Raw genomic sequence first — 19,990 nt, forward strand, 5'->3', positions numbered from 1 at the left:
CGTTACACCCCTCGCGTGATCGCCAGCAGCGCCTCGCTGAAGCGCTTGAGTTCATCAGAAAAATTAGAGTCGCTATCGTCGACCTGATGGGTTAACGATTCCATATAGGCCCGAACCGCCACCGCCAAATGCCCCGCCGACTCTTGGGACGCGTCCATCATGGCCGTAACCAGCGGCGAATTCAGGTTAACGTAGAGACGCCGTTCAATTTCCGCCGAAATGGCTTGCGTATGCAACCGCGCCAGACTCAACGCCGCCGAGCCGATGCGCTTATCCGCTTCATCCCGCTCAATCCGTTTCTTGAGCGCCACGTCCTGATCATGGATGACCAGCAGCGGCACATGAGCCGGCTCAAATCGCGCACAGGACAACGCCTCATTTTTGCGCAACAAGAGCGCCGCCAGCTTGTCGTAAGTCGCTTCATCCACCGTCTCTACTGTGAACAGCTTGGTTTCCGCATCGCCGCTGCCCAGAATATGAGCTTTCAGTTGATTCCAGTGTGCGTACTTCTGACAAAAGCCGGACGCGGCATAGAGGTAGCCAGACACCAACGGCTTCATTTGCGCCCGGAACAGCAACTCTTCCTGGCTGTTCTTGTCCTCATTACGGATATAGATCACACCGCCGCTCTGCTTGAGATATGCAGGAAGCGTCACGTCGCCAATAGTGGTTGGTATTTTCAAGTCGTTCTGCATGACCTCAAACAAACGATCATCGCTCAACGCCGCCCCTAACAGCGTCTGGTTATGACGGCTGAGAATACGTCGCCACACGCTGCTTTCGTTGGCGGCGATGGTTCTCAAGCCCTCAATCAGCGTTTCGGCCAGGAAGTCGCGAATTTCATAAAAACGCTCGTCTTTCTGAATATCTTCACGGCTCGCCGTTGGCGACAGCGCCACCGACTCCACTACACCGCCAGCGAATCCCGCCCACAGCGGCAACAGCTCGCGACATTCTCCAGTGATGAACATACTGCGCACGAACACCGAGATATTGCGGTAGTCCGAGGTGGCGTAGCCGCCGCGATCCTGCACCCACAGCAATCCTTTCAGACTCCAGGGGTTATTTTCAGGAATGGGAATGGCGCACAAAGGCTCAAAAGCGCCTTCGAAAATGGCGGCGAATTCCAGACGCCGCTTCTTGCGCTGCAATTCGGATGTGGCGGCGTCCAATCGCCAGGGCGCCACCAGACTGTTGACCTGCTCATCGTCGTTATTCAGGAAAATGGGGACACGCAACAGACAGCAGTAGCGTTCGATCAGCCCCTGCAGAAGGTCGCTTTCCGCCAGGTGATAAAACTCCTCCCGCAGGTGCAGCTTAACGGTGGTTCCCACCTGCGCAGGCGCAGTAGCGGAAATGGCGAATTTCTTGCCGCCGGCGGTGGAGAAATACCAGGTCTGCTCCGGCGTTTGGTAAGAGGTGGTCCAGACTTCCACTTTCTCCGCCACGACATAGGCGGACAAAAAGCCCAATCCGAAATACCCCACCATATCCTCATTGTGAGAGCTATCCCGCAGCACGCGGGTATAGCCGGAGCCGATAGTGGCGAGATATTTCAGCACTTCCTCGTACGTGAGACCGGAGCCGTTGTCGGTGATGACAATCTGGTTGCGGTGGCTATCCGCCTGAATGCGTATGGCGAAATCGCCGTTCCGACCAGTCTCCAGCCGGGAACGCACGCAGGCGTCATGCGCGTTTTGAATGAGCTCCCGGATTGCGACAGCGGGAGTGGAATATAAATTGCGACCCAGCACCTCCAACAGTCCGTCGAGGTCAACCTGGGTTTGATGAAGTTCACTAGCCATGAAATAACTGCTTTTTTATTAATTGAAAACTATCAATCGAGCGACGATATAGCGAACACAGTGCATCGCTCGCCGCGCACGACATTAAAGGTTCAGTATCTGTGTTTAGTTAAAGGATCACATCCATTATGAGAGTAGGTCAATTTTGCAGGGAGAACTCTATTTAACCGTTATTTCTCCCTGATTTAAAGGGATCGCTGTGCATAAATGTCGAGTCAGACCTTCCAGCATCTCTCCCCCCTGTCGCCAGTAGTGCCAATACAACGGCACTTTTTGCGCATAACCCGGCTTCACCTCCACCAGTCGTCCCGCCATCACCGACTCCTGCGCCTGAATTTCCGGCATCATGCCGTATCCCAATCCCGCCTCCGACATACGAATAAACCCTTCTGACGAGGGGCATAGATGAAATGGAAACGCTCCCTGATAGCCCAGGCTTTGCAACAGGCGATGCTGCAATTGGTCGTCAGGACCGAAGTTAATGACCGGAGCGATCGCCAGCGCGTCAGTGGTCACCCCCACAGGAAAATAACGGGACATGAAATCAGGGCTGGCGTAGGCGCGATACACCAGGGTTCCCAGATAAACGCTACGGGAACCCTGCACCGCCTGTTCCGCGCTGCATACGCATCCCGCCACATCACCGTCACGCATCCGTTTGAGCCCGATATCCTGATCTTCAATCACCAGATCCAGCAACACGCCTTCGCGCCGGCAATAATCCCCCATCACAGGAAACCACCATGTGGCGAGACTGTCCGCATTTATCGCGATGCGGAGGCGTAACGCCTCCGCGCCCAGCGTCGGCACATCCTGCAACAGATCATGCTCCAGTAGGCGCACCTGCTGCACATGATTGAGAAGTCGTTTTCCCAGGTCAGTGGGCGCGAGTCCCGGGGAGCGGATCAGGACGGGTTGTCCCAACCTCGCCTCTAACAGCTTGATGCGCTGAGAAATCGCGGACTGGGAAATACCCAGCAAAGCGGCGCCCTTCTCGAAGCCTTGGCCTTCCACAATCGCCGCCAGCGCTTGCAGTAATTTGTAATCCAGCATGATCAATTTTTCTAATGAGAGGTTAGGATTATTTGTTTTATTAATATTTAGAAACACCCTAATCTTCGATGCAGATAAACGCAAGGCGCCTGCGACAACCTGAATCCTAATCATAGTCATGACAATAAACGGACATGACGACTTAGACATAACAAAAGGGTGTTAACTGCATGTGGCAGAGTTACTTCAACGGGTTTAGCCTTTCTTTGGGAATGATTGTGGCGATAGGCGCACAAAACGCATTCGTACTGGCGCAAAGCCTGAAGCGAGAGCATCACTTCCCCGTCGCCGCAATTTGCGCACTGGCGGACCTGTTGCTGATCGCCGCGGGCGTTTTCGGTATGGCTGCATTACTTAGAGAGTTCCCGCAGGTTGCGGAGTGGGCGCGTTGGGGAGGAGTGATTTTTCTCACCGCTTACGGCACCTTTTCCGTCAAACGGGCGCTCTATCCAGGACCAGGGCTGGAAGCGGAAGGCGCCGTCAAACGTAGCCTTGGCATTGTCGTAGCGACCACCCTGGCGGTCACGCTTCTCAATCCACATGTCTATCTGGACACCCTTTTCCTGATCGGCTCAGTGGGCGCTCAACAATCCGCCCCCGCCGCTTACGCAGCCGGCGCCGCCTCAGCCTCGATCATCTGGTTCTTCGGCTTGGCCATCGCCGCCGCAGCGTTGTCGCCCTGGCTGTCGCGCCCTTCATTCTGGCGACTGGTGGATGGACTGATCGCTGTGCTGATGTGGCGTATAGCCTGGGGATTGTTTCAGAACGGCGCGTAATACGCCGTTTTTTATACGCGGCGGGAAATAATTTCAGCGAGAATCGAAATCGCAATCTCCGGCGGTGATTTACCACCGATATTCAACCCAATGGGTCCTTTGACGCGATCAATCTCGGCCTCGCTGACGCCTTCCTCCGCCAGTTGCTCCCGCCGTATGGCCTGCGTCCTCAAGCTACCCAATGCGCCGATATAGAAGCAGTCCGTGCGCAACAGGTTGCGTAAAATGGGAATCTCCCATTCATGGTCGTGGAATAACAACGCCGCCGCCGTCCAGGCGTCGCTCCACGCCTCCTCGAAATGGTCCGGCGCATGCAATCTGGTCACTCCAGGTGGAGAATATCCAGACGCATCCCCCGGAGATACCGCTAACACTTCGTATCCCATCGCCGGCGTCAGCATCAACAGCTGCCGAAATATCTCTCCCCGTCCGAACGCCAGCAAGCGGATGGCGGGGTTATAGACTCTGACAAAACGATCGCCGTTCAAGTAGGAGTCAGAAGCCTGAGTTCCGGAACAGGCTTCCAGTTGCAGATGCGCGCCATCGCCACTCACCGCGCGCTCCAAGTCCATGCACAGTAGCGCCGGCTGACGTTGTAGTTGCCGGTCTCGCAAAGCGAACAACAAATCGGTGTCCACATTGACGTCAATCAGCACATCGATCCCAGAGCCGCAAGGCAATCGGATGTCGAAGAAAGGAGAGTCTTTACCGTAACGCAGCTTGCGATTACGTCCGTCCGCCAGTGCAGCGACTGCTTCATGGATTAACGCCGCCTCAACACAGCCTCCCGAAATCAACCCTATCGCCACGCCGTCTTCACGCACCGCCATTTGACTCCCTAATGGGCGCGGCGAGGAACCGTCCACACCCACCAGGGTAATCAACGCCACCTTGGCGCCCTGAGCCAGCCAGGCGCAGGCCGCAGGTATCACGTTTTCCACAAACATCGGCCCGCTCATATCAGGCGAACAGGTTCTTGAACGGGAGGCTGCGTGGGATTTCTCCCGTCGCGGCGAACAGCGCATTAGCCACCGCCGGCGCCGCAACCGGCGTACCCGGTTCGCCAACGCCAGTGGGCGGCTCCGCTGAAGGCACGATATGCACCTCCACGTCCGGCATCTGATTCATGCGCAACACCTGATAATCGTGGAAGTTGGATTGCTTGACTGCGCCATCCTCCAGGGTGATCTCACTGACCAGCGCTGGCGATAAGCCATAGCCAATTCCTCCTTCCATTTGCGCTTTAATAATGTCGGGGTTGATGGCGAGACCACAGTCCACCGCGCAGGTGATTTTCACGATACGGAAGCGATTGTCGTCCACCGCCTCAATCTCCGCCACCTGAGCCACGTATGAATTGAAAGATTCATGCACCGCCACGCCGCGAAAGCGACCTTTCGGCAGAGGTTTACCCCAGCCGGCCTTTTCAGTGGCCAGCTTCAGTACGTCCTGATGACGCGGATGGCCCTCCAGCAGCTTCATGCGATAGGCGACCGGATCCTTACCAGCGGCTTTGGCCAGTTCGTCGATAAAGGTTTCCGTGGAGTACGCCGTGTGAGTCGATCCAACAGAGCGCCACCATAGGACGGGTACGCCCTCCTTGATCGTATGCAAATCCACCTGCATGTTGGCAATGTGATAAGGCAAATTGGAAGCGCCTTCCACAGAGGTCGGATCAACACCGTCTTTCATCATGCCCTCAAAGCCAGTGCCGGAAATAATCGACTGGCCCACAATGCGATGACGCCAGGCGGAGGGGTAACCGTCCGCCCCCAACGTCGCGGATATCTGATGGACGTACATGGGGCGGTAGTACCAGCCACGCATATCATCTTCGCGGGTCCACACCAGCTTGATGGGAACAGGCTCCGAATAGGCCTTGGCGATTTGCGCCGCTTCACCAATATAATCGGAATGGGAGTTGGCGCGACGCCCAAAACTGCCTCCCGCCAGCAGCATATTGATCTTCACATTTTCCATCGGCACGCCCAGGATCTGCGCAACCTGCATCTGGTCTCCCGTTTGAAACTGGCAACCGTACCAGAGCTCGGCGCCCTGCTCCTTTTTCTGGATCACGCAGTTCATCGGCTCCATCGCAGCATGCGCCAGAAAGGGAAACTCATAGATGGCGTCAAACTGCTTTTCCGCCGCGGCGTATGTCGCATCGAAGTCGCCGTTGCGCACGACAGGCGTTCCCGGTTTATTCAGCTCTTCGCGGTATTCCTTGAGAATAGTCGCTGAGCTTTTACGAAATGCGGCGCTGTCGTCCCACTCCACTTTGAGAGCGTCCCGACCCTTTTTCGCAGACCAGAAGTCCTGCGCCAATACCGCCACGCCAGCGGGAATCTGCATAACTGAAACGACGCCGGGCACTTTACGTGCGGCGGAGTCGTCCACTGTTTTGACCTTACCGCCTGCCTTCGGAGCATGCGTGATCAACGCGGTCAGCATACCCGGAAGCTGGACATCCTGGGTAAAAATCGCCGTCCCATTGGTTTTGCCCGGATCCTTGCGCACCAGCTTCTTACCAATCAGGCGAAAGTCCTTGGGATCTTTCAAGGTCGCCGTTTCCGGCACTGGCTGCATGGCCGCCAGTTCCGCCAGATCTCCAAAGCTAGCTTGCCTGGACGTACCACTGTGACTCAATTTGCCGGATTCGACCTTGACCTCCGCAGCAGGAACCTTCCACAAGGTCGCCGCCGCAGCGACTAACATTGCTTTGGCTTTAGCGCCCGCCTCTCTCATTTGTTGGTAAGAATTCGCCATAGCGGTACTGCCGCCTGTGCCCTGGAATTGCCCCCAGAATAAGTTGTTGTAACGCTTGGCGTCCGCCTCCGCGCCTTCGACAACGACTTGGGACCAGTCTGCATCCAGCTCTTCCGCCAGCAAGGTCGCAAGTCCGGTGTAGGTTCCCTGCCCCATCTCAATGTGCTTGCTAATCACGTACACTTTGTTGTCTGGGCTGATGCGCACGAATGCGTTGGGAGCGAAGTCCTGAATAGCTGCTTCGCCCGCGGTATTGCCCGGACCGGATTCCGCTGCGCTGGCCAAAGAAGGCAGTGATAGCGCCAACGTCAGCCCGGCTCCGCCCAGAGTGGATTTGCTGATAAAGGAACGACGGCTCAGGCTGGGATTCATGGTTTTCATAGAGCCTCCTTACGCTATTTTTTCTGCTGCGGACTTGATCGCAGCGCGAATACGGACATAGGTGGAGCAACGGCAGATATTGCCTGACATAAAACTGTCGATGTCACTGTCGCTGGGCTTGGGGTTGCTTTGCAAAAGCGCCACCGCGGACATGATCTGCCCTGACTGACAGTATCCACACTGCACGACTGCTTCTTCTTCCCAGCTTTCCTGCACCGCCTTTGCGACTTTCGACTCCAGCCCTTCAATCGTGGTGATAGACTGCCCCTGAACAGAGCCAACCGGCGTCACGCAAGAACGAATCGCGGAACCGTTCATATGCACCGTGCACGAGCCGCACTGCGCCATGCCGCACCCGAACTTGGTTCCAGCCAAATGCAGATGATCCCGGATCGCCCACAACAAAGGCGTATCCTCAGGCACATCCAGCGAGCGCTTCTCTCCATTAATAGTCAGTTCGATTCCCATAATCGCCCCCCACAGAGTATTCGTTGATTCTTTATATCCCTGACCCAGGATGTGGTTGATAGGCCTACACAGCTCAGCAAAGTGTAGTCCTTGTCAGACAGAAGCAACTACATCATTCCTGCGGGAGACTTGCCTAATACTGCGGAATTGGGAGAAGTGAAGGAAATAGAAAGGGGGCGGAAAAGAACTTCCCCGCCCGAAGAAAAATATAACGTTAATCAATCACAACAGGAACGTAGCCATTTATTTCAATGCGTTCGTCTGACTTTGTCACAACCGTATAATCGCCTTCGCTACCAAACACCGCGATTGGAGCGCCTTCATATTCCTGTTCAGCAACTTTCTCGAAAGCGGGGTTCAATTCCGTCAAGAGTGTCCCGCCATCTTCTATCTCCGAAACAGCCAGAAGGCCGCTGCTTTTGGTCCAGGTAGCGCCTTTTAACGAACTCAGAGGCAAGCTAACGGCATTGGTCAACTGACGCCCCACCTCCTCAAAGCTGTATACAGCCCTTTCGATAAGCAACAGATCTTTGAATGGGTTGTACGCTAAAAAGCCGGCTGATACCGGAGCATCGACTTGGGCGATGTAATTCAAATATCCAGAGCTGGAAAATGAAATCATGAGTTCAGGGAAGTCGTGCGAGAAAAAGTATAAGGCATCGTCTTTGCCCGAAGCATACCAACCATTCAAGGCCGGCGGTACACTGCTCTCAGACAGAATGCGGCCATTATTGTCGTACAACCAGGCGCTTTCTGACATTGGAGACGCCATTACAATAACCGCATTTCCTCCGGCTAATATAGTGGTGGGATTGCCGACCATGTATGCAAAAAAGCGATTCTCATTTTCCTCATCGAAGTATCTGACTTCACCATTCTTGTACAGAACATAAAGCCGCTTAACGCTATCGGAATAACTCATATCGACGACAGGCTGACTTAAACGCCATGGATTTTTATATCCCTGGTCGACAGCGGACCAACGATAGATGGCGTTGCGATCGCCATTCAGAGCAAACACATCCCCTTGCCGATTACCCTGAACGATTGTCGCGACAACCTCAGAATGCATTCTCGCGATATCACACAGACTGACGTCTATGGGCGCGCCATGCTCAATCAGAGCGCAAGACGAATCATTGGGATAGTAGTCCAGGGACAATCCTGTCGTCGTATCAGCATCGGTGAAGCCGGGGTTCCATTCATCGGGATAACCGTCGTTATCAGAGTCTTTAGAGGCGGAGATGTCCACTGGAAAAGCATCGTCACGATTTGGTGCGCCGTCGCCATCATCGTCCAGACGGATATCGTAGCTATAAATAGATGTTTCACCGCCATCTTCAACCACAAGCGCCACTTGATTTCCGGCGTCAACCAACGCCTTTGCAACTCCCGGGTATATCCGGTAATCCACTACCTGACGAGTATCGTCCCATCTAATGAGATAGGTTTTTCCCTCATGAATGTAGGTCGCCAGAATATGTCCTTCAAGCCAGAGAGTCTGATTGTATTTGTACTCCCCAAACCCGAAGGCATCAGGATCAGTAAAAGGACTTCTAAGCTTAGTTAGAGCGGAGTCTCCGTCTGAGTCATGAATTTGGGCCCGCAGATCAACCAGCTCCCCCCCGTCAGGACTCAACGAAAAATCTCCGTCTTCCAGGCACCTCGCCAACTCGGAGGAGTGCTCAATTGTCGCGGCATCCTTGTTGTAGCGTCTCCAATAGAGACCGCCTTTAGTCACATAATCACCTGATCCGCAGAAATAGTATTCCGTGCCCGGAAATGTCTGGTAACCAAAGAAATAAAGACGGCCAGTCTCAGAATTCCACTGCAGAGTGTATAGATGATTATCAATAGAAGTACTGCTCTTAACTTGCCCGACTGCGTCCAATAAATAGAGAACATCGGGGCTGTAGTAAGGATCGCGGTCACCAGGGACCACAACCCACAAATCGTCGCCGGCCGCGACAAGTTTAATGATATTAAGGCCAGGCTTAGCGAAAGGGCGTTCTGTTTTATCTTTAGTAATATCGATCGCCGTAATTTCGCCGTTCTGATGCCCTAAAAGCAGGCGTTCATGCGACGCGGAATATTCAAAATCGGATATTGGATTTAACAGCGTAATAGGATTGATATAGCGCTGGGTAGTCAGGTCCCATCTATATATCTTGTTTGCATCCTCGCTACTTAGGACATACAAAAGACCGGAAGGGCCCGCCTTAAACCTATCGGGAGAGCTTGCCGGTTCCCAATCTTTCGTTCGGCAATCTTCAGATAGATCAGCTTGTGTTCCGACAGGGGCGTCACAGGGATTAGAAGGATTGGTGGGATTAGATGGGTTGCTCGTGTCTCCAGAAGTATCTCCTTGCTCCCCGCCAGTTTCCACGCTCCCGCTATTGCTGTTATTGCTACCCGAAGTTCCGCTTCCGCCTTCACCACCGCAACCAGGCAAACAAATAAGCGCTCCCAAGAGCAAAAAAACAGACAAATAACGGGGCAGCATCATAACTTTACTCTAACTTCCACAGACTACATTTGAATAAAAAGCGCGCGATTCTAGCATGCCGTGTATTAAGTAGTCAGCGAAAACAAGATAGTTCTTCACAATAAAGTGACCGCCTTAACATGCAGGTCACGGCGTTTGCGCCAGCTAAAGTTTGCAACTATTTTAAATCAAAGCCTTTTTCCCCGTTTCTGCTTTACGGCGATTAAGAAAGAGGATTTAATTCCGTCCCTGACAACTTATCCTTTTTATCAGACCTCTTCAGCACTTCAGAATTTCATACAGGAAGGGATGAATGGAACCAACGCAAAACTATCAGGCCCATGCGTTTCACGAGCAATTCAATAACGGCAGAGCTTCTGGCTCCCTGACTGTGTCCGGCGGGTTCATCGAGTTCTCCAATGGCGAGAGTAGCGTTCGCTTTCCTGTCACCGGCGCGCAGGTCAAAATGGGCGGAGCCAGCGATAGACTGGTTTTTATCACTCATCCCGACTTTCCAGAGTGGAACCTCTACACCAGCGACCGCAGCATCCTCAATCACCCTGCTCTGCATCAGGATAATCATCTGCAGGGCCAGCTACGCAAAGCGCGTAATGTACGTCGCATTAATTGGTCAGTGCTCGTCATCGTCGTGGCGTTGATCATCGGCACGCCGCTTTCCATTGTCGTTTTTATGGATAGCATCACCGCCGTCGCTGCAAAACAGGTTCCCGCCGAGTGGGAAGAGAAATTGGGTAAAACGGTATTCGGCCAGTACCAGATAGAGAATGAGCTACTTGAGTCTGAAGAGGGAAAACAGGCGGTCGCTGCGCTTACCTATCCCCTAATCAGCGCCGTTAGTGACGAGCGCTACACCTACAAGGTTTACGTTTCCAGTTCATCCGATATCAACGCTTTCGCACTGCCGGGAGGGTATATCGTTATTAACTCCGGACTGATATTGGCGGCGGATAACGCCAGCGAAGTTCTTGGCGTCATGGCTCATGAAATATCACATGTCACTGAGCAGCATGGCGTGCGCAATATCATGGGGGCCGCCGGCACTTACGCGTTGGCTCAGGCGCTGTTCGGCGACGTCAGCGGACTGCTGGCGACCGTGGCCAACGCAGCGCCGCTATTGCTGAACCAGAGCTATTCCAGAGGGTTTGAGTCGGACGCCGACGCCAAGGGACTTGAATTGCTAAAACGCGCCAATATCGACCCTAAAGGCTTGATTACCTTCTTCGACAAAATCATCGAAGAAGAGAAAAAGCGCCTTGAGCAAATTGAAGATGAAGACGCCAGGGATCTGATGAAAGACACTATGGGATTCTTGAGTTCGCATCCAGCCACTGAGGATCGCATCGCCGATCTTCAGGAGCAGATCAGCGATCAGGAAGACGACTACCGCGATCTGGAGCCGGAATTCCAGAGACTGAAGCAACTGGTCAAAGAGTTTGTAGCGGAAAAATAGAGTCCGCTCCATCGAAAATCGAAGAAATAAAGTTATCGACAACGGAGATAGCGCATGAAGGCAGAGATAAAAGGAGGCGCCGCGTTCGGTTACGTGGACGTCGAACTGGAGCCTGGCGAACAGATCACGGCTGAGTCTGACGCCATGTCCAGCATGTCGGCGGATCTGGACATGGAAACACGCACCAATGGGTCGTTCTTTATCGCCATCCTGAGAAAATTTCTGGGAGGCGAAACCTTCTTCATTAACCGCTTCAGTAATAACACCAGCGGCGTGCGAAAGCTGACTTTGGTGCAGCCCACTCCAGGTGAGGTACGCTGCGCTGATTTGAACAATGAAACCTTGTGTTTCCAGCCGGGCGCCTTTCTGGCTGCGACAGAGGGCGTCACGCTTGGCGTTCGCTGGGCGGGTTTTAAATCCTTCATCGCCAAGGAAGGTCTGTTCAAACTGGTTGTCTCCGGCACAGGCAAAGTCTGGTACGGGGCCTACGGCGCCCTGCTCGAAAAAGAGATTGATGGCGAGTACATCGTCGACACCAGTCATTTGGTGGCCTACGATCCGGGCCTGAGCCTGCATATCCAGCTGGCTGGCGGCCTGTTCTCCAGCTTCTTCAGCGGCGAAGGGCTGGTAACCCGGGTCGAAGGCAAAGGCAAAGTTATCATTCAAACTCGCAGCATTTCCGGTCTGACCGACTGGATCAACCCGAAACTTTTCTAAGGGGGCGCATTATGGACATCGAACTTATCCATCGCCCTGGCAACACCGCGGCGAAAGTCAAATTGGCTCAAGGTGAGATCTGCACAGCGGAATCTGGAGCCATGATCGCCATGAGCGGCAATATGGACGTCACCACGACCACTCATAAGAAGCAGGGCGGCGGCCTGATGAAAGCGATCAAACGCATGGTCGCAGGCGAGTCTTTGTTTCTCAACCACTTCGAACCCAAATCCGGTGATGGTGAAGTCTGGTTCGGCGCCACACTCGCTGGCGATATGATGGCTTACGAGCTCGACAACGAAAGCCTGATCGTCCAGGGCGGCTCCTTCATGGCCTGCGAACACAGTGTGGAAATCGATTTGGGCTGGCAAGGCTTCAAGTCTATCCTCTCAGGGGAAAGCGTTTTCTGGCTGCATATGAAAGGGAAAGGCAAAGTGCTGCTCAACTCTTTTGGCGCCATTTATCCGGTCGAAGTAGACGGCGAGTATATCGTCGACACCGGCCATATCGTCGCCTTCAACGAGACGCTGGATTTCACCATCACCAAAGCCGGCAAAAGCTGGATGCATTCGTTTCTCGGCGGCGAAGGGTTGGTGTGTAAATTCCACGGCAAGGGCACAGTCTGGTGTCAATCGCACAATCCATCCAGCTTCGGATGGGCGATGTCGTCAGGCTTGAAGCCGCGTAAAGCTTAAGGAGAGTGATGATGAGTACAGCAGCATACCAAGTCACAGTGACAGGTGAGTTGAATCCTGGCGTTACCCGGGAAAGCGCGGTGGTGGCTTTCGCCAAGTTATTCAAGGTTGCTCCAGAGACCGCTGAGCAGATATTTTCCCGCGCCCCGATGGTCGTGAAAAAGGGCATTGATGAAACCACGGCGGATAAAATTCAAATGGCGTTGACTAAAATCGGCGTACAAAGCCAGGTGGGAATGAGCGAAGCGCCATCTCCAGCACCTGCCGCAGAGGGAGAGCCGCAGCCAAGCAATGAAATTACCAGGCCAGTCTTTCCACCTGGTCCTATACCGCCAGCCTCACCGCCCCCCCCCAGGAAAGAAGGGGCTGACGCATCTATTGACCGTGAAGACAAGCAACCCGGCTTTAAGTTCAAAATCGAAGGACGACCGGACTTCGCCTTCCTGACAGTACAAGTGCCCGGCGGAAAAACGCTCAGAGTGGAAGCCTCCGCAATGGCGACCATGGACACCAACATGGTTATGAAGACCAAGGCGAAAGGCGGCCTGGGCCGCTTCTTAACCTCCGAGTCCATTTTCATCAATGAGTTCACCGCTCAAAACGGTCCCGGCGAAATTGGCATCGCGCCCGCCTCTCCTGGCGATCTGGCGCACGTGTTTCTGCAGGGGGAAACGATCTTTCTGCAGAACTCCGCATTTGTCGCCTCCGATATGGGCGTGACGGTGGAGACCAAATGGCAAGGGCTGACCAAAGGTTTCTTCTCGGGAGAAAGCCTCTTCCTTATCCGCTGTAGCGGCGATGGCGACCTCTGGTTCAACACTTACGGCGGCATGATCATGCTGGACGTGGATGGCGACTATGTCGTGGATACCGGAAATATCGTCGCGTTTACGGAAGGGCTGGAGTACAGCATTACCAAAGTAGGCGGATACAAATCCCTCTTCTTCTCCGGCGAAGGCTTTGTCTGCCGCTTCAGCGGAAAGGGCAAAGTATGGATACAAACCCGCAGCGTACAAGCCTTCACCAGCTGGGTTTACCCATTCCGCCCTGTGCAGAGCAAGGGATAATCCTTCCCTTCCCGCCTCTGCTTCACTTGCCGAAATACCGGCAAGTGAAGCTTCCTGGTCCTAATTCCTTCATCAGGCCACATAACTTAAAGCGGATTACCACACCGGCATCATTGCGCATTCCCGCGGGTTGCCCGAATTATTCCTACAGAGCTTTAGCTCTGCGCCAAGATCAAAGCGCGACAGCTAATGGTATACGGAGAGATCGATAAGGATGACGAAGGGAGCGTAGCGCACGTCATCGCCCATCGTTTGACGGACCTGACGCCGCACCTGGAGGAACTGGAGTCGCGATCAAGGGACTTTCACTGAGCTTGAAGGGTTTGTTTGTGGTAGATGAAGCGCTCTACGGGAATAGTAAGAGGGGCTCTGACGCCTGGCCTGGGCATAAACTCCAGGCATAAAAAAACCCGTCACGAGGACGGGTTCTTCGTATTAAGAGCCTGACGACGACCTACTCTTGCATGGGAATCCACACTACCATCGGCGCTGGACTGTTTCACTTCTGAGTTCGGAATGGGATCAGGTGGTTCCAGTCCGCTATGATCATCAGGCAAAACCGTTAAGCTTTGTCTTAGTTCTAGCTTGTCTAGTTGGCGCTTGGTCAGAAGACCTTTAACTTGGATAAGCAGTTATACTCAATCAATACCGGTAAATTACTTCGGTGTTATATGGTCAAGCCTCTCGGGCAATTAGTACTGGTTAGCTCAACGCCTCGCAGCGCTTACACACCCAGCCTATCAACCTCGTGGTCTACAAGGGCCCTTTAGGAGGATCAAGTCCTCAGGGAGATCTTATCTTGAAGGGGGCTTCCCGCTTAGATGCTTTCAGCGGTTATCCCGTCCGAACATAGCTACCGGGCAATGCGATTGGCATCACAACCCGAACACCAGCGGTTCGTTCACTCCGGTCCTCTCGTACTAGGAGCAACTCTCCTCAAATCTCCAACGTCCACGGCAGATAGGGACCGAACTGTCTCACGACGTTCTAAACCCAGCTCGCGTACCACTTTAAATGGCGAACAGCCATACCCTTGGGACCGGCTTCAGCCCCAGGATGTGATGAGCCGACATCGAGGTGCCAAACACCGCCGTCGATGTGAACTCTTGGGCGGTATCAGCCTGTTATCCCCGGAGTACCTTTTATCCGTTGAGCGATGGCCCTTCCATACAGAACCACCGGATCACTAAGACCTACTTTCGTACCTGCTCGACGTGTTTGTCTCGCAGTTAAGCGCGCTTTTGCCTTTACACTAACCGTACGATGTCCGACCGTACTTAGCGCACCTTCGTGCTCCTCCGTTACTCTTTTGGAGGAGACCGCCCCAGTCAAACTACCCACCACACAGTGTCCTCGACCGGGATTACCAGTCAGAGTTAGAACCTCAAACATGCCAGGGTGGTATTTCAAGGATGGCTCCACGAGAACTGGCGTCCTCGCTTCAAAGCCTCCCACCTATCCTACACAAGCAGGTTCAAAGTCCACTGTGAAGCTATAGTAAAGGTTCACGGGGTCTTTCCGTCTAGCCGCGGATACACTGCATCTTCACAGCGATTTCAATTTCACTGAGTCTCGGGTGGAGACAGCGCCCCCATCGTTACGCCATTCGTGCAGGTCGGAACTTACCCGACAAGGAATTTCGCTACCTTAGGACCGTTATAGTTACGGCCGCCGTTTACCGGGGCTTCGATCAAGAGCTTCGCTTACGCTAACCCCATCAATTAACCTTCCGGCACCGGGCAGGCGTCACACCCTATACGTCCACTTTCGTGTTTGCAGAGTGCTGTGTTTTTAATAAACAGTCGCAGGGGCCTGGTATCTTCGACCGCCTTCCGCTCCAGCCGCAGGGCCTTCACGTACATGACGGCGTGCCTTCTCCCGAAGTTACGGCACCATTTTGCCTAGTTCCTTCACCCGAGTTCTCTCAAGCGCCTTGGTATTCTCTACCTGACCACCTGTGTCGGTTTGGGGTACGGTTTCGTATTGCCTGAAGCTTAGAGGCTTTTCCTGGAAGCTGGGCATCAATCACTTCACTCTCTTAAAGAGAGTTCGTCATCACCCCTCAGCATTGTGTGTCCGGATTTGCCTAAACACACTGCCTACAGGCTTAAACCTGGACTACCAATCCCAGGCTGACCTAGCCTTCTCCGTCCCCCCATCGCAGCAATACAAAGTATCGGAATTTTAACCGATTTCCCATCGACTACACCTTTCGGTCTCGCCTTAGGGGCCGACTCACCCTGCGCCGATTAGCGTTGCGCAGGAACCCTTGGTCTTCCGGCGTGCGGGTTTTTCACCCGCATTATCGTTACTCATGTCAGCATTCGCACTTCTGATACCTCCAGCAGACCTCTCGATCCACCTTCATCAGCTTACAGAACGCTCCCCTACCACTCATCCATTGGATGAATCCGCAGCTTCGGCGCCATGTTTGAGCCCCGTTACATCTTCCGCGCAGGCCGACTCGACTAGTGAGCTATTACGCTTTCTTTAAAGGGTGGCTGCTTCTAAGCCAACCTCCTAGCTGTCTGTGCCTTCCCACATCGTTTCCCACTTAACATGGACTTGGGGGCCTTAGCTGGCGGTCTGGGTTGTTTCCCTCTTCACGACGGACGTTAGCACCCGCCGTGTGTCTCCCGGATATCACTCTACGGTATTCGGAGTTTGCATGGGGTTGGTAAGTCGAGATGACCCCCTAGCCCAAACAGTGCTCTACCCCCGTAGGCGTTCGTCCGAGGCGCTACCTAAATAGCTTTCGGGGAGAACCAGCTATCTCCGAGTTTGATTGGCCTTTCACCCCCAGCCACAAGTCATCCGAATCTTTTTCAACAGATTTCGGTTCGGTCCTCCAGTTGATGTTACTCAACCTTCAACCTGCCCATGGCTAGATCACTCGGTTTCGGGTCTACGCCTAGCGACTAATTCGCCCTATTCAGACTCGGTTTCCCTACGCCTCCCCTATTCGGTTAAGCTCGCCACTAAACGTAAGTCGCTGACCCATTATACAAAAGGTACGCAGTCACAGAATAAATCTGCTCCCACTGCTTGTACGCATACGGTTTCAGGTTCTATTTCACTCCCCTCACAGGGGTTCTTTTCGCCTTTCCCTCACGGTACTGGTTCACTATCGGTCAACTGGGAGTATTTAGCCTTGGAGGATGGTCCCCCCATATTCAGTCAAGATAACACGTGTCCCGACCTACTCGATTTCACTTTGATAAGATTTCAGATACGGGGCTGTCACCCACTATGGCCGCACTTTCCAGAGCGTTCTCCTATCTGTCACAAAGCTTAAGGGCTGCTCCCCGTTCGCTCGCCGCTACTAAGGGAATCTCGGTTGATTTCTTTTCCTCGGGGTACTTAGATGTTTCAGTTCCCCCGGTTCGCCTCCTACACCTATGGATTCAGTGCAGGATACCTGATAAATCAGGTGGGTTTCCCCATTCAGAGATCGCCGGGTCAAAGGTTGTTTGCCACCTCGCCGACGCTTATCGCAGGCTTCCACGTCTTTCATCGCCTCCAGTTGCCAAGGCATCCACCGTATGCGCTTATTCACTTGACCATATAACCCGAAGTAATTTCATTACTGCCATCACTTCAAGCTATACAGCGCTGGTTTCACCGTAACAATAATTTGCCGATATTGCGCTTGAGTATAACTACTCAGTAAAACCTATCCGTTGTGTGACAAACAAACTTCGTTCATCACTACGTGTTGGTTTTTACTTTGCTTATCCAAATTGTTAAAGAGCTTCTCTGACCAAATGCCAGAAACCAATACAGTCATCTTTCTGAAACTTTCATGCTGTATTCGTTTCTAACATCTCAAACCGTCAGCTTTCACTTACTTAATCGTCAACCGTACTACTACCATTCATGGAATGGTGGAGCTGAGCGGGATCGAACCGCTGACCTCCTGCGTGCAAGGCAGGCGCTCTCCCAGCTGAGCTACAGCCCCATAATCTTCCTAATCACACTTAGTTTTCACCAAGAACAAGGAAATTCTGGTGGGTCTGGGTGGACTTGAACCACCGACCTCACCCTTATCAGGGGTGCGCTCTAACCACCTGAGCTACAGACCCAGAACTTGCAATCTCTCGATTGCGTCACGGGTCTGATGACCCTTAAGTAAGCTCTCTACTCGCCAATCAAGCAATTTGTTGTGGACGCCAAACTGAGACAGTTGGATATCGTTTAAGGAGGTGATCCAGCCGCAGGTTCCCCTACGGCTACCTTGTTACGACTTCACCCCAGTCATGAATCACACCGTGGTAACCGTCCCCCCGAAGGTTAGACTAGCTACTTCTGGTGCAACCCACTCCCATGGTGTGACGGGCGGTGTGTACAAGGCCCGGGAACGTATTCACCGCGACATTCTGATTCGCGATTACTAGCGATTCCGACTTCATGGAGTCGAGTTGCAGACTCCAATCCGGACTACGAGACGCTTTAAGAGATTAGCTCCACCTCGCGGCTTCGCAACCCTCTGTACGCCCCATTGTAGCACGTGTGTAGCCCTGGCCGTAAGGGCCATGATGACTTGACGTCGTCCCCACCTTCCTCCGGTTTGTCACCGGCAGTCTCCCTAAAGTTCCCACCCGAAGTGCTGGCAAATAGGGACAAGGGTTGCGCTCGTTACGGGACTTAACCCAACATTTCACAACACGAGCTGACGACAGCCATGCAGCACCTGTCTCAGAGTTCCCGAAGGCACCAATCCATCTCTGGAAAGTTCTCTGGATGTCAAGGCCAGGTAAGGTTCTTCGCGTTGCTTCGAATTAAACCACATGCTCCACCGCTTGTGCGGGCCCCCGTCAATTCATTTGAGTTTTAACCTTGCGGCCGTACTCCCCAGGCGGAGAACTTATCGCGTTAGCTGCGCCACTAAAGTCTCTAAGGACCCCAACGGCTAGTTCTCATCGTTTACGGCGTGGACTACCAGGGTATCTAATCCTGTTTGCTCCCCACGCTTTCGCACCTCAGCGTCAGTTTTTGGCCAGAGGGCCGCCTTCGCCACTGGTATTCCTCCAGATCTCTACGCATTTCACCGCTACACCTGGAATTCTACCCTCCTCTCCAAAACTCTAGTCGCCCAGTTCTAAATGCAGTTCCCAGGTTGAGCCCGGGGATTTCACATCTAGCTTAAGCAACCGCCTACGCGCGCTTTACGCCCAGTAATTCCGATTAACGCTCGCACCCTCCGTATTACCGCGGCTGCTGGCACGGAGTTTGCCGGTGCTTCTTCTGTGGGTAACGTCAACTGCAGCTGATATTAGCAACTGCCCTTTCCTCCCCACTGAAAGTGCTTTACAACCCGAAGGCCTTCTTCACACACGCGGCATGGCTGGATCAGGGTTGCCCCCATTGTCCAATATTCCCCACTGCTGCCTCCCGTAGGAGTCTGGACCGTGTCTCAGTTCCAGTGTGACTGATCATCCTCTCAGACCAGTTACGGATCGTCGCCTTGGTAGGCTCTTACCCTACCAACTAGCTAATCCGACATAGGCTCATCTGTTAGCGCAAGGTCCGAAGATCCCCTGCTTTCCCCCGTAGGGCGTATGCGGTATTAATCCGAGTTTCCCCGGGCTATCCCCCTCTAACAGGCAGATTCCTATGCTTTACTCACCCGTCCGCCGCTCGTCAGCTCCCGAAGGACTGTTACCGCTCGACTTGCATGTGTTAAGCCTGCCGCCAGCGTTCAATCTGAGCCATGATCAAACTCTTCAGTTTAAAGAGTGTGAATCATTAAGATTCTTAATCTTGCTCAAGTTAAAACTACTGTACTCTTGAGTGATTACTCACTCATGAATTGTACGAGTCACTAACTTAAGACTTAATCTTTTCCAGATCCGCCTCAGTTAGCGCCCACAACAAATTGCTTGATTAACTTTTTAAAGAACTTTCTCTTTCGGAGACTCTCTCCGACCGAGGCGCGCATTCTACACTTTCGTTTCTCAGTGTCAACTCCTTTTTAGCGCCGCCGGCTCTCTCAAACCAGCTTCTTTCCCTCCCCTCCGACCGGCTTCCCCGTCGAAGTGGGGCGCATTATACGCACCCCTCGATTTCACGCAAGCACTATTTTCGTTATTTCACAAAAACCTGCGATCTTCTTCTTACCCGCCTGGATCACGTGCTCGCTTCCTCTTTGCACCATGAAGCTCGCATCTACCTGCGCACCGTCCACGTATACCGCCCCCCGGCCCAGAACATCTTTCGCCACTGCGCTAAACCCGTGAAGCAAATAGAGGCCAACTCTACACATGGACCTTTTGAAACTTCAATCTCACTGCTACGAAAAAGAGCAGA

General features: G+C 53.3%; 12 protein-coding genes, 2 tRNA genes and 3 rRNA genes. 6 read left to right on the top strand and 11 right to left on the bottom strand.

Annotated elements, in window-relative coordinates; all coding sequences use genetic code 11:
• Window positions 1-2 precede the first annotated feature (2 nt).
• Entirely contained in the window at window positions 3-1,805 is a 1,803-nt protein-coding gene (locus O5O45_RS18270; RefSeq protein ID WP_305900798.1) for an ATP-binding protein, read from the bottom strand.
• A gap of 159 nt (window positions 1,806-1,964) precedes the next feature.
• Complete coding sequence (locus tag O5O45_RS18275; protein WP_305900799.1) at window positions 1,965-2,858, bottom strand: LysR family transcriptional regulator ArgP; 894 nt, start codon at window positions 2,856-2,858, stop codon at window positions 1,965-1,967.
• A gap of 170 nt (window positions 2,859-3,028) precedes the next feature.
• Between O5O45_RS18275 and O5O45_RS18280 the strand changes: the two genes are divergently transcribed.
• Window positions 3,029-3,634 carry a LysE/ArgO family amino acid transporter gene (locus tag O5O45_RS18280; protein ID WP_305900800.1) on the top strand — a complete coding sequence of 202 codons (606 nt, stop codon included), beginning with the start codon at window positions 3,029-3,031 and terminating at the stop codon, window positions 3,632-3,634.
• Between the two features lie 11 nt (window positions 3,635-3,645).
• Here O5O45_RS18280 and O5O45_RS18285 read toward each other — a convergent pair whose 3' ends face one another.
• From O5O45_RS18285 to O5O45_RS18300, 4 genes are all read right to left on the bottom strand, one after another.
• Window positions 3,646-4,581, bottom strand: coding sequence for an XdhC family protein (locus tag O5O45_RS18285; protein WP_305900801.1), 936 nt, complete (start codon window positions 4,579-4,581; stop codon window positions 3,646-3,648).
• 13 nt (window positions 4,582-4,594) lie between these two features.
• On the bottom strand, window positions 4,595-6,781 hold the full coding sequence (locus tag O5O45_RS18290; protein ID WP_305900802.1) for a xanthine dehydrogenase family protein molybdopterin-binding subunit: 2,187 nt from the start codon (window positions 6,779-6,781) through the stop codon (window positions 4,595-4,597).
• A gap of 9 nt (window positions 6,782-6,790) precedes the next feature.
• A complete protein-coding gene (locus O5O45_RS18295) occupies window positions 6,791-7,249 on the bottom strand; it encodes a (2Fe-2S)-binding protein (protein ID WP_305900803.1) in 459 nt (152 codons plus the stop codon).
• 214 nt (window positions 7,250-7,463) lie between these two features.
• Window positions 7,464-9,755 carry a hypothetical protein gene (locus O5O45_RS18300; RefSeq protein WP_305900804.1) on the bottom strand — a complete coding sequence of 764 codons (2,292 nt, stop codon included), beginning with the start codon at window positions 9,753-9,755 and terminating at the stop codon, window positions 7,464-7,466.
• Window positions 9,756-10,047: 292 nt separating this feature from the next.
• Between O5O45_RS18300 and O5O45_RS18305 the strand changes: the two genes are divergently transcribed.
• The 5 genes from O5O45_RS18305 (at window position 10,048) to O5O45_RS18325 (ending at window position 13,996) form a co-directional block, all read left to right on the top strand.
• Window positions 10,048-11,205 carry a M48 family metallopeptidase gene (locus tag O5O45_RS18305; protein WP_305900805.1) on the top strand — a complete coding sequence of 386 codons (1,158 nt, stop codon included), beginning with the start codon at window positions 10,048-10,050 and terminating at the stop codon, window positions 11,203-11,205.
• A 54-nt stretch (window positions 11,206-11,259) separates the two neighbouring features.
• Entirely contained in the window at window positions 11,260-11,922 is a 663-nt protein-coding gene (locus tag O5O45_RS18310) for a TIGR00266 family protein (RefSeq protein WP_305900806.1), read from the top strand.
• An 11-nt stretch (window positions 11,923-11,933) separates the two neighbouring features.
• The gene (locus tag O5O45_RS18315) at window positions 11,934-12,617 is read left to right on the top strand and encodes a TIGR00266 family protein (protein WP_305900807.1); all 684 of its coding nucleotides are present in this window, start codon (window positions 11,934-11,936) and stop codon (window positions 12,615-12,617) included.
• 11 nt (window positions 12,618-12,628) lie between these two features.
• Window positions 12,629-13,684 (top strand): TIGR00266 family protein, encoded by a 1,056-nt coding sequence (locus tag O5O45_RS18320; RefSeq protein WP_305900808.1) that lies wholly within the window; start codon window positions 12,629-12,631, stop codon window positions 13,682-13,684.
• 189 nt (window positions 13,685-13,873) lie between these two features.
• The gene (locus tag O5O45_RS18325; RefSeq protein WP_305900809.1) at window positions 13,874-13,996 is read left to right on the top strand and encodes a hypothetical protein; all 123 of its coding nucleotides are present in this window, start codon (window positions 13,874-13,876) and stop codon (window positions 13,994-13,996) included.
• Between the two features lie 129 nt (window positions 13,997-14,125).
• Here O5O45_RS18325 and rrf read toward each other — a convergent pair.
• From rrf to O5O45_RS18350, 5 genes are all read right to left on the bottom strand, one after another.
• A 5S ribosomal RNA gene (gene rrf / locus O5O45_RS18330) occupies window positions 14,126-14,238 on the bottom strand.
• A gap of 117 nt (window positions 14,239-14,355) precedes the next feature.
• A 23S ribosomal RNA gene (locus tag O5O45_RS18335) occupies window positions 14,356-17,246 on the bottom strand.
• 320 nt (window positions 17,247-17,566) lie between these two features.
• A tRNA-Ala gene (locus tag O5O45_RS18340) sits at window positions 17,567-17,642 on the bottom strand.
• Between the two features lie 47 nt (window positions 17,643-17,689).
• Window positions 17,690-17,766 (bottom strand) — tRNA-Ile (locus O5O45_RS18345).
• Between the two features lie 113 nt (window positions 17,767-17,879).
• Window positions 17,880-19,414: ribosomal RNA gene (locus O5O45_RS18350) — 16S ribosomal RNA — on the bottom strand.
• The 16S, 23S and 5S rRNA genes sit together here with 2 tRNA genes alongside, the layout of an rRNA operon.
• Window positions 19,415-19,990 lie beyond the last annotated feature (576 nt).

It is taken from the genome of Hahella sp. HNIBRBA332 (genome assembly GCF_030719035.1).
Lineage (GTDB): Bacteria > Pseudomonadota > Gammaproteobacteria > Pseudomonadales > Oleiphilaceae > Hahella.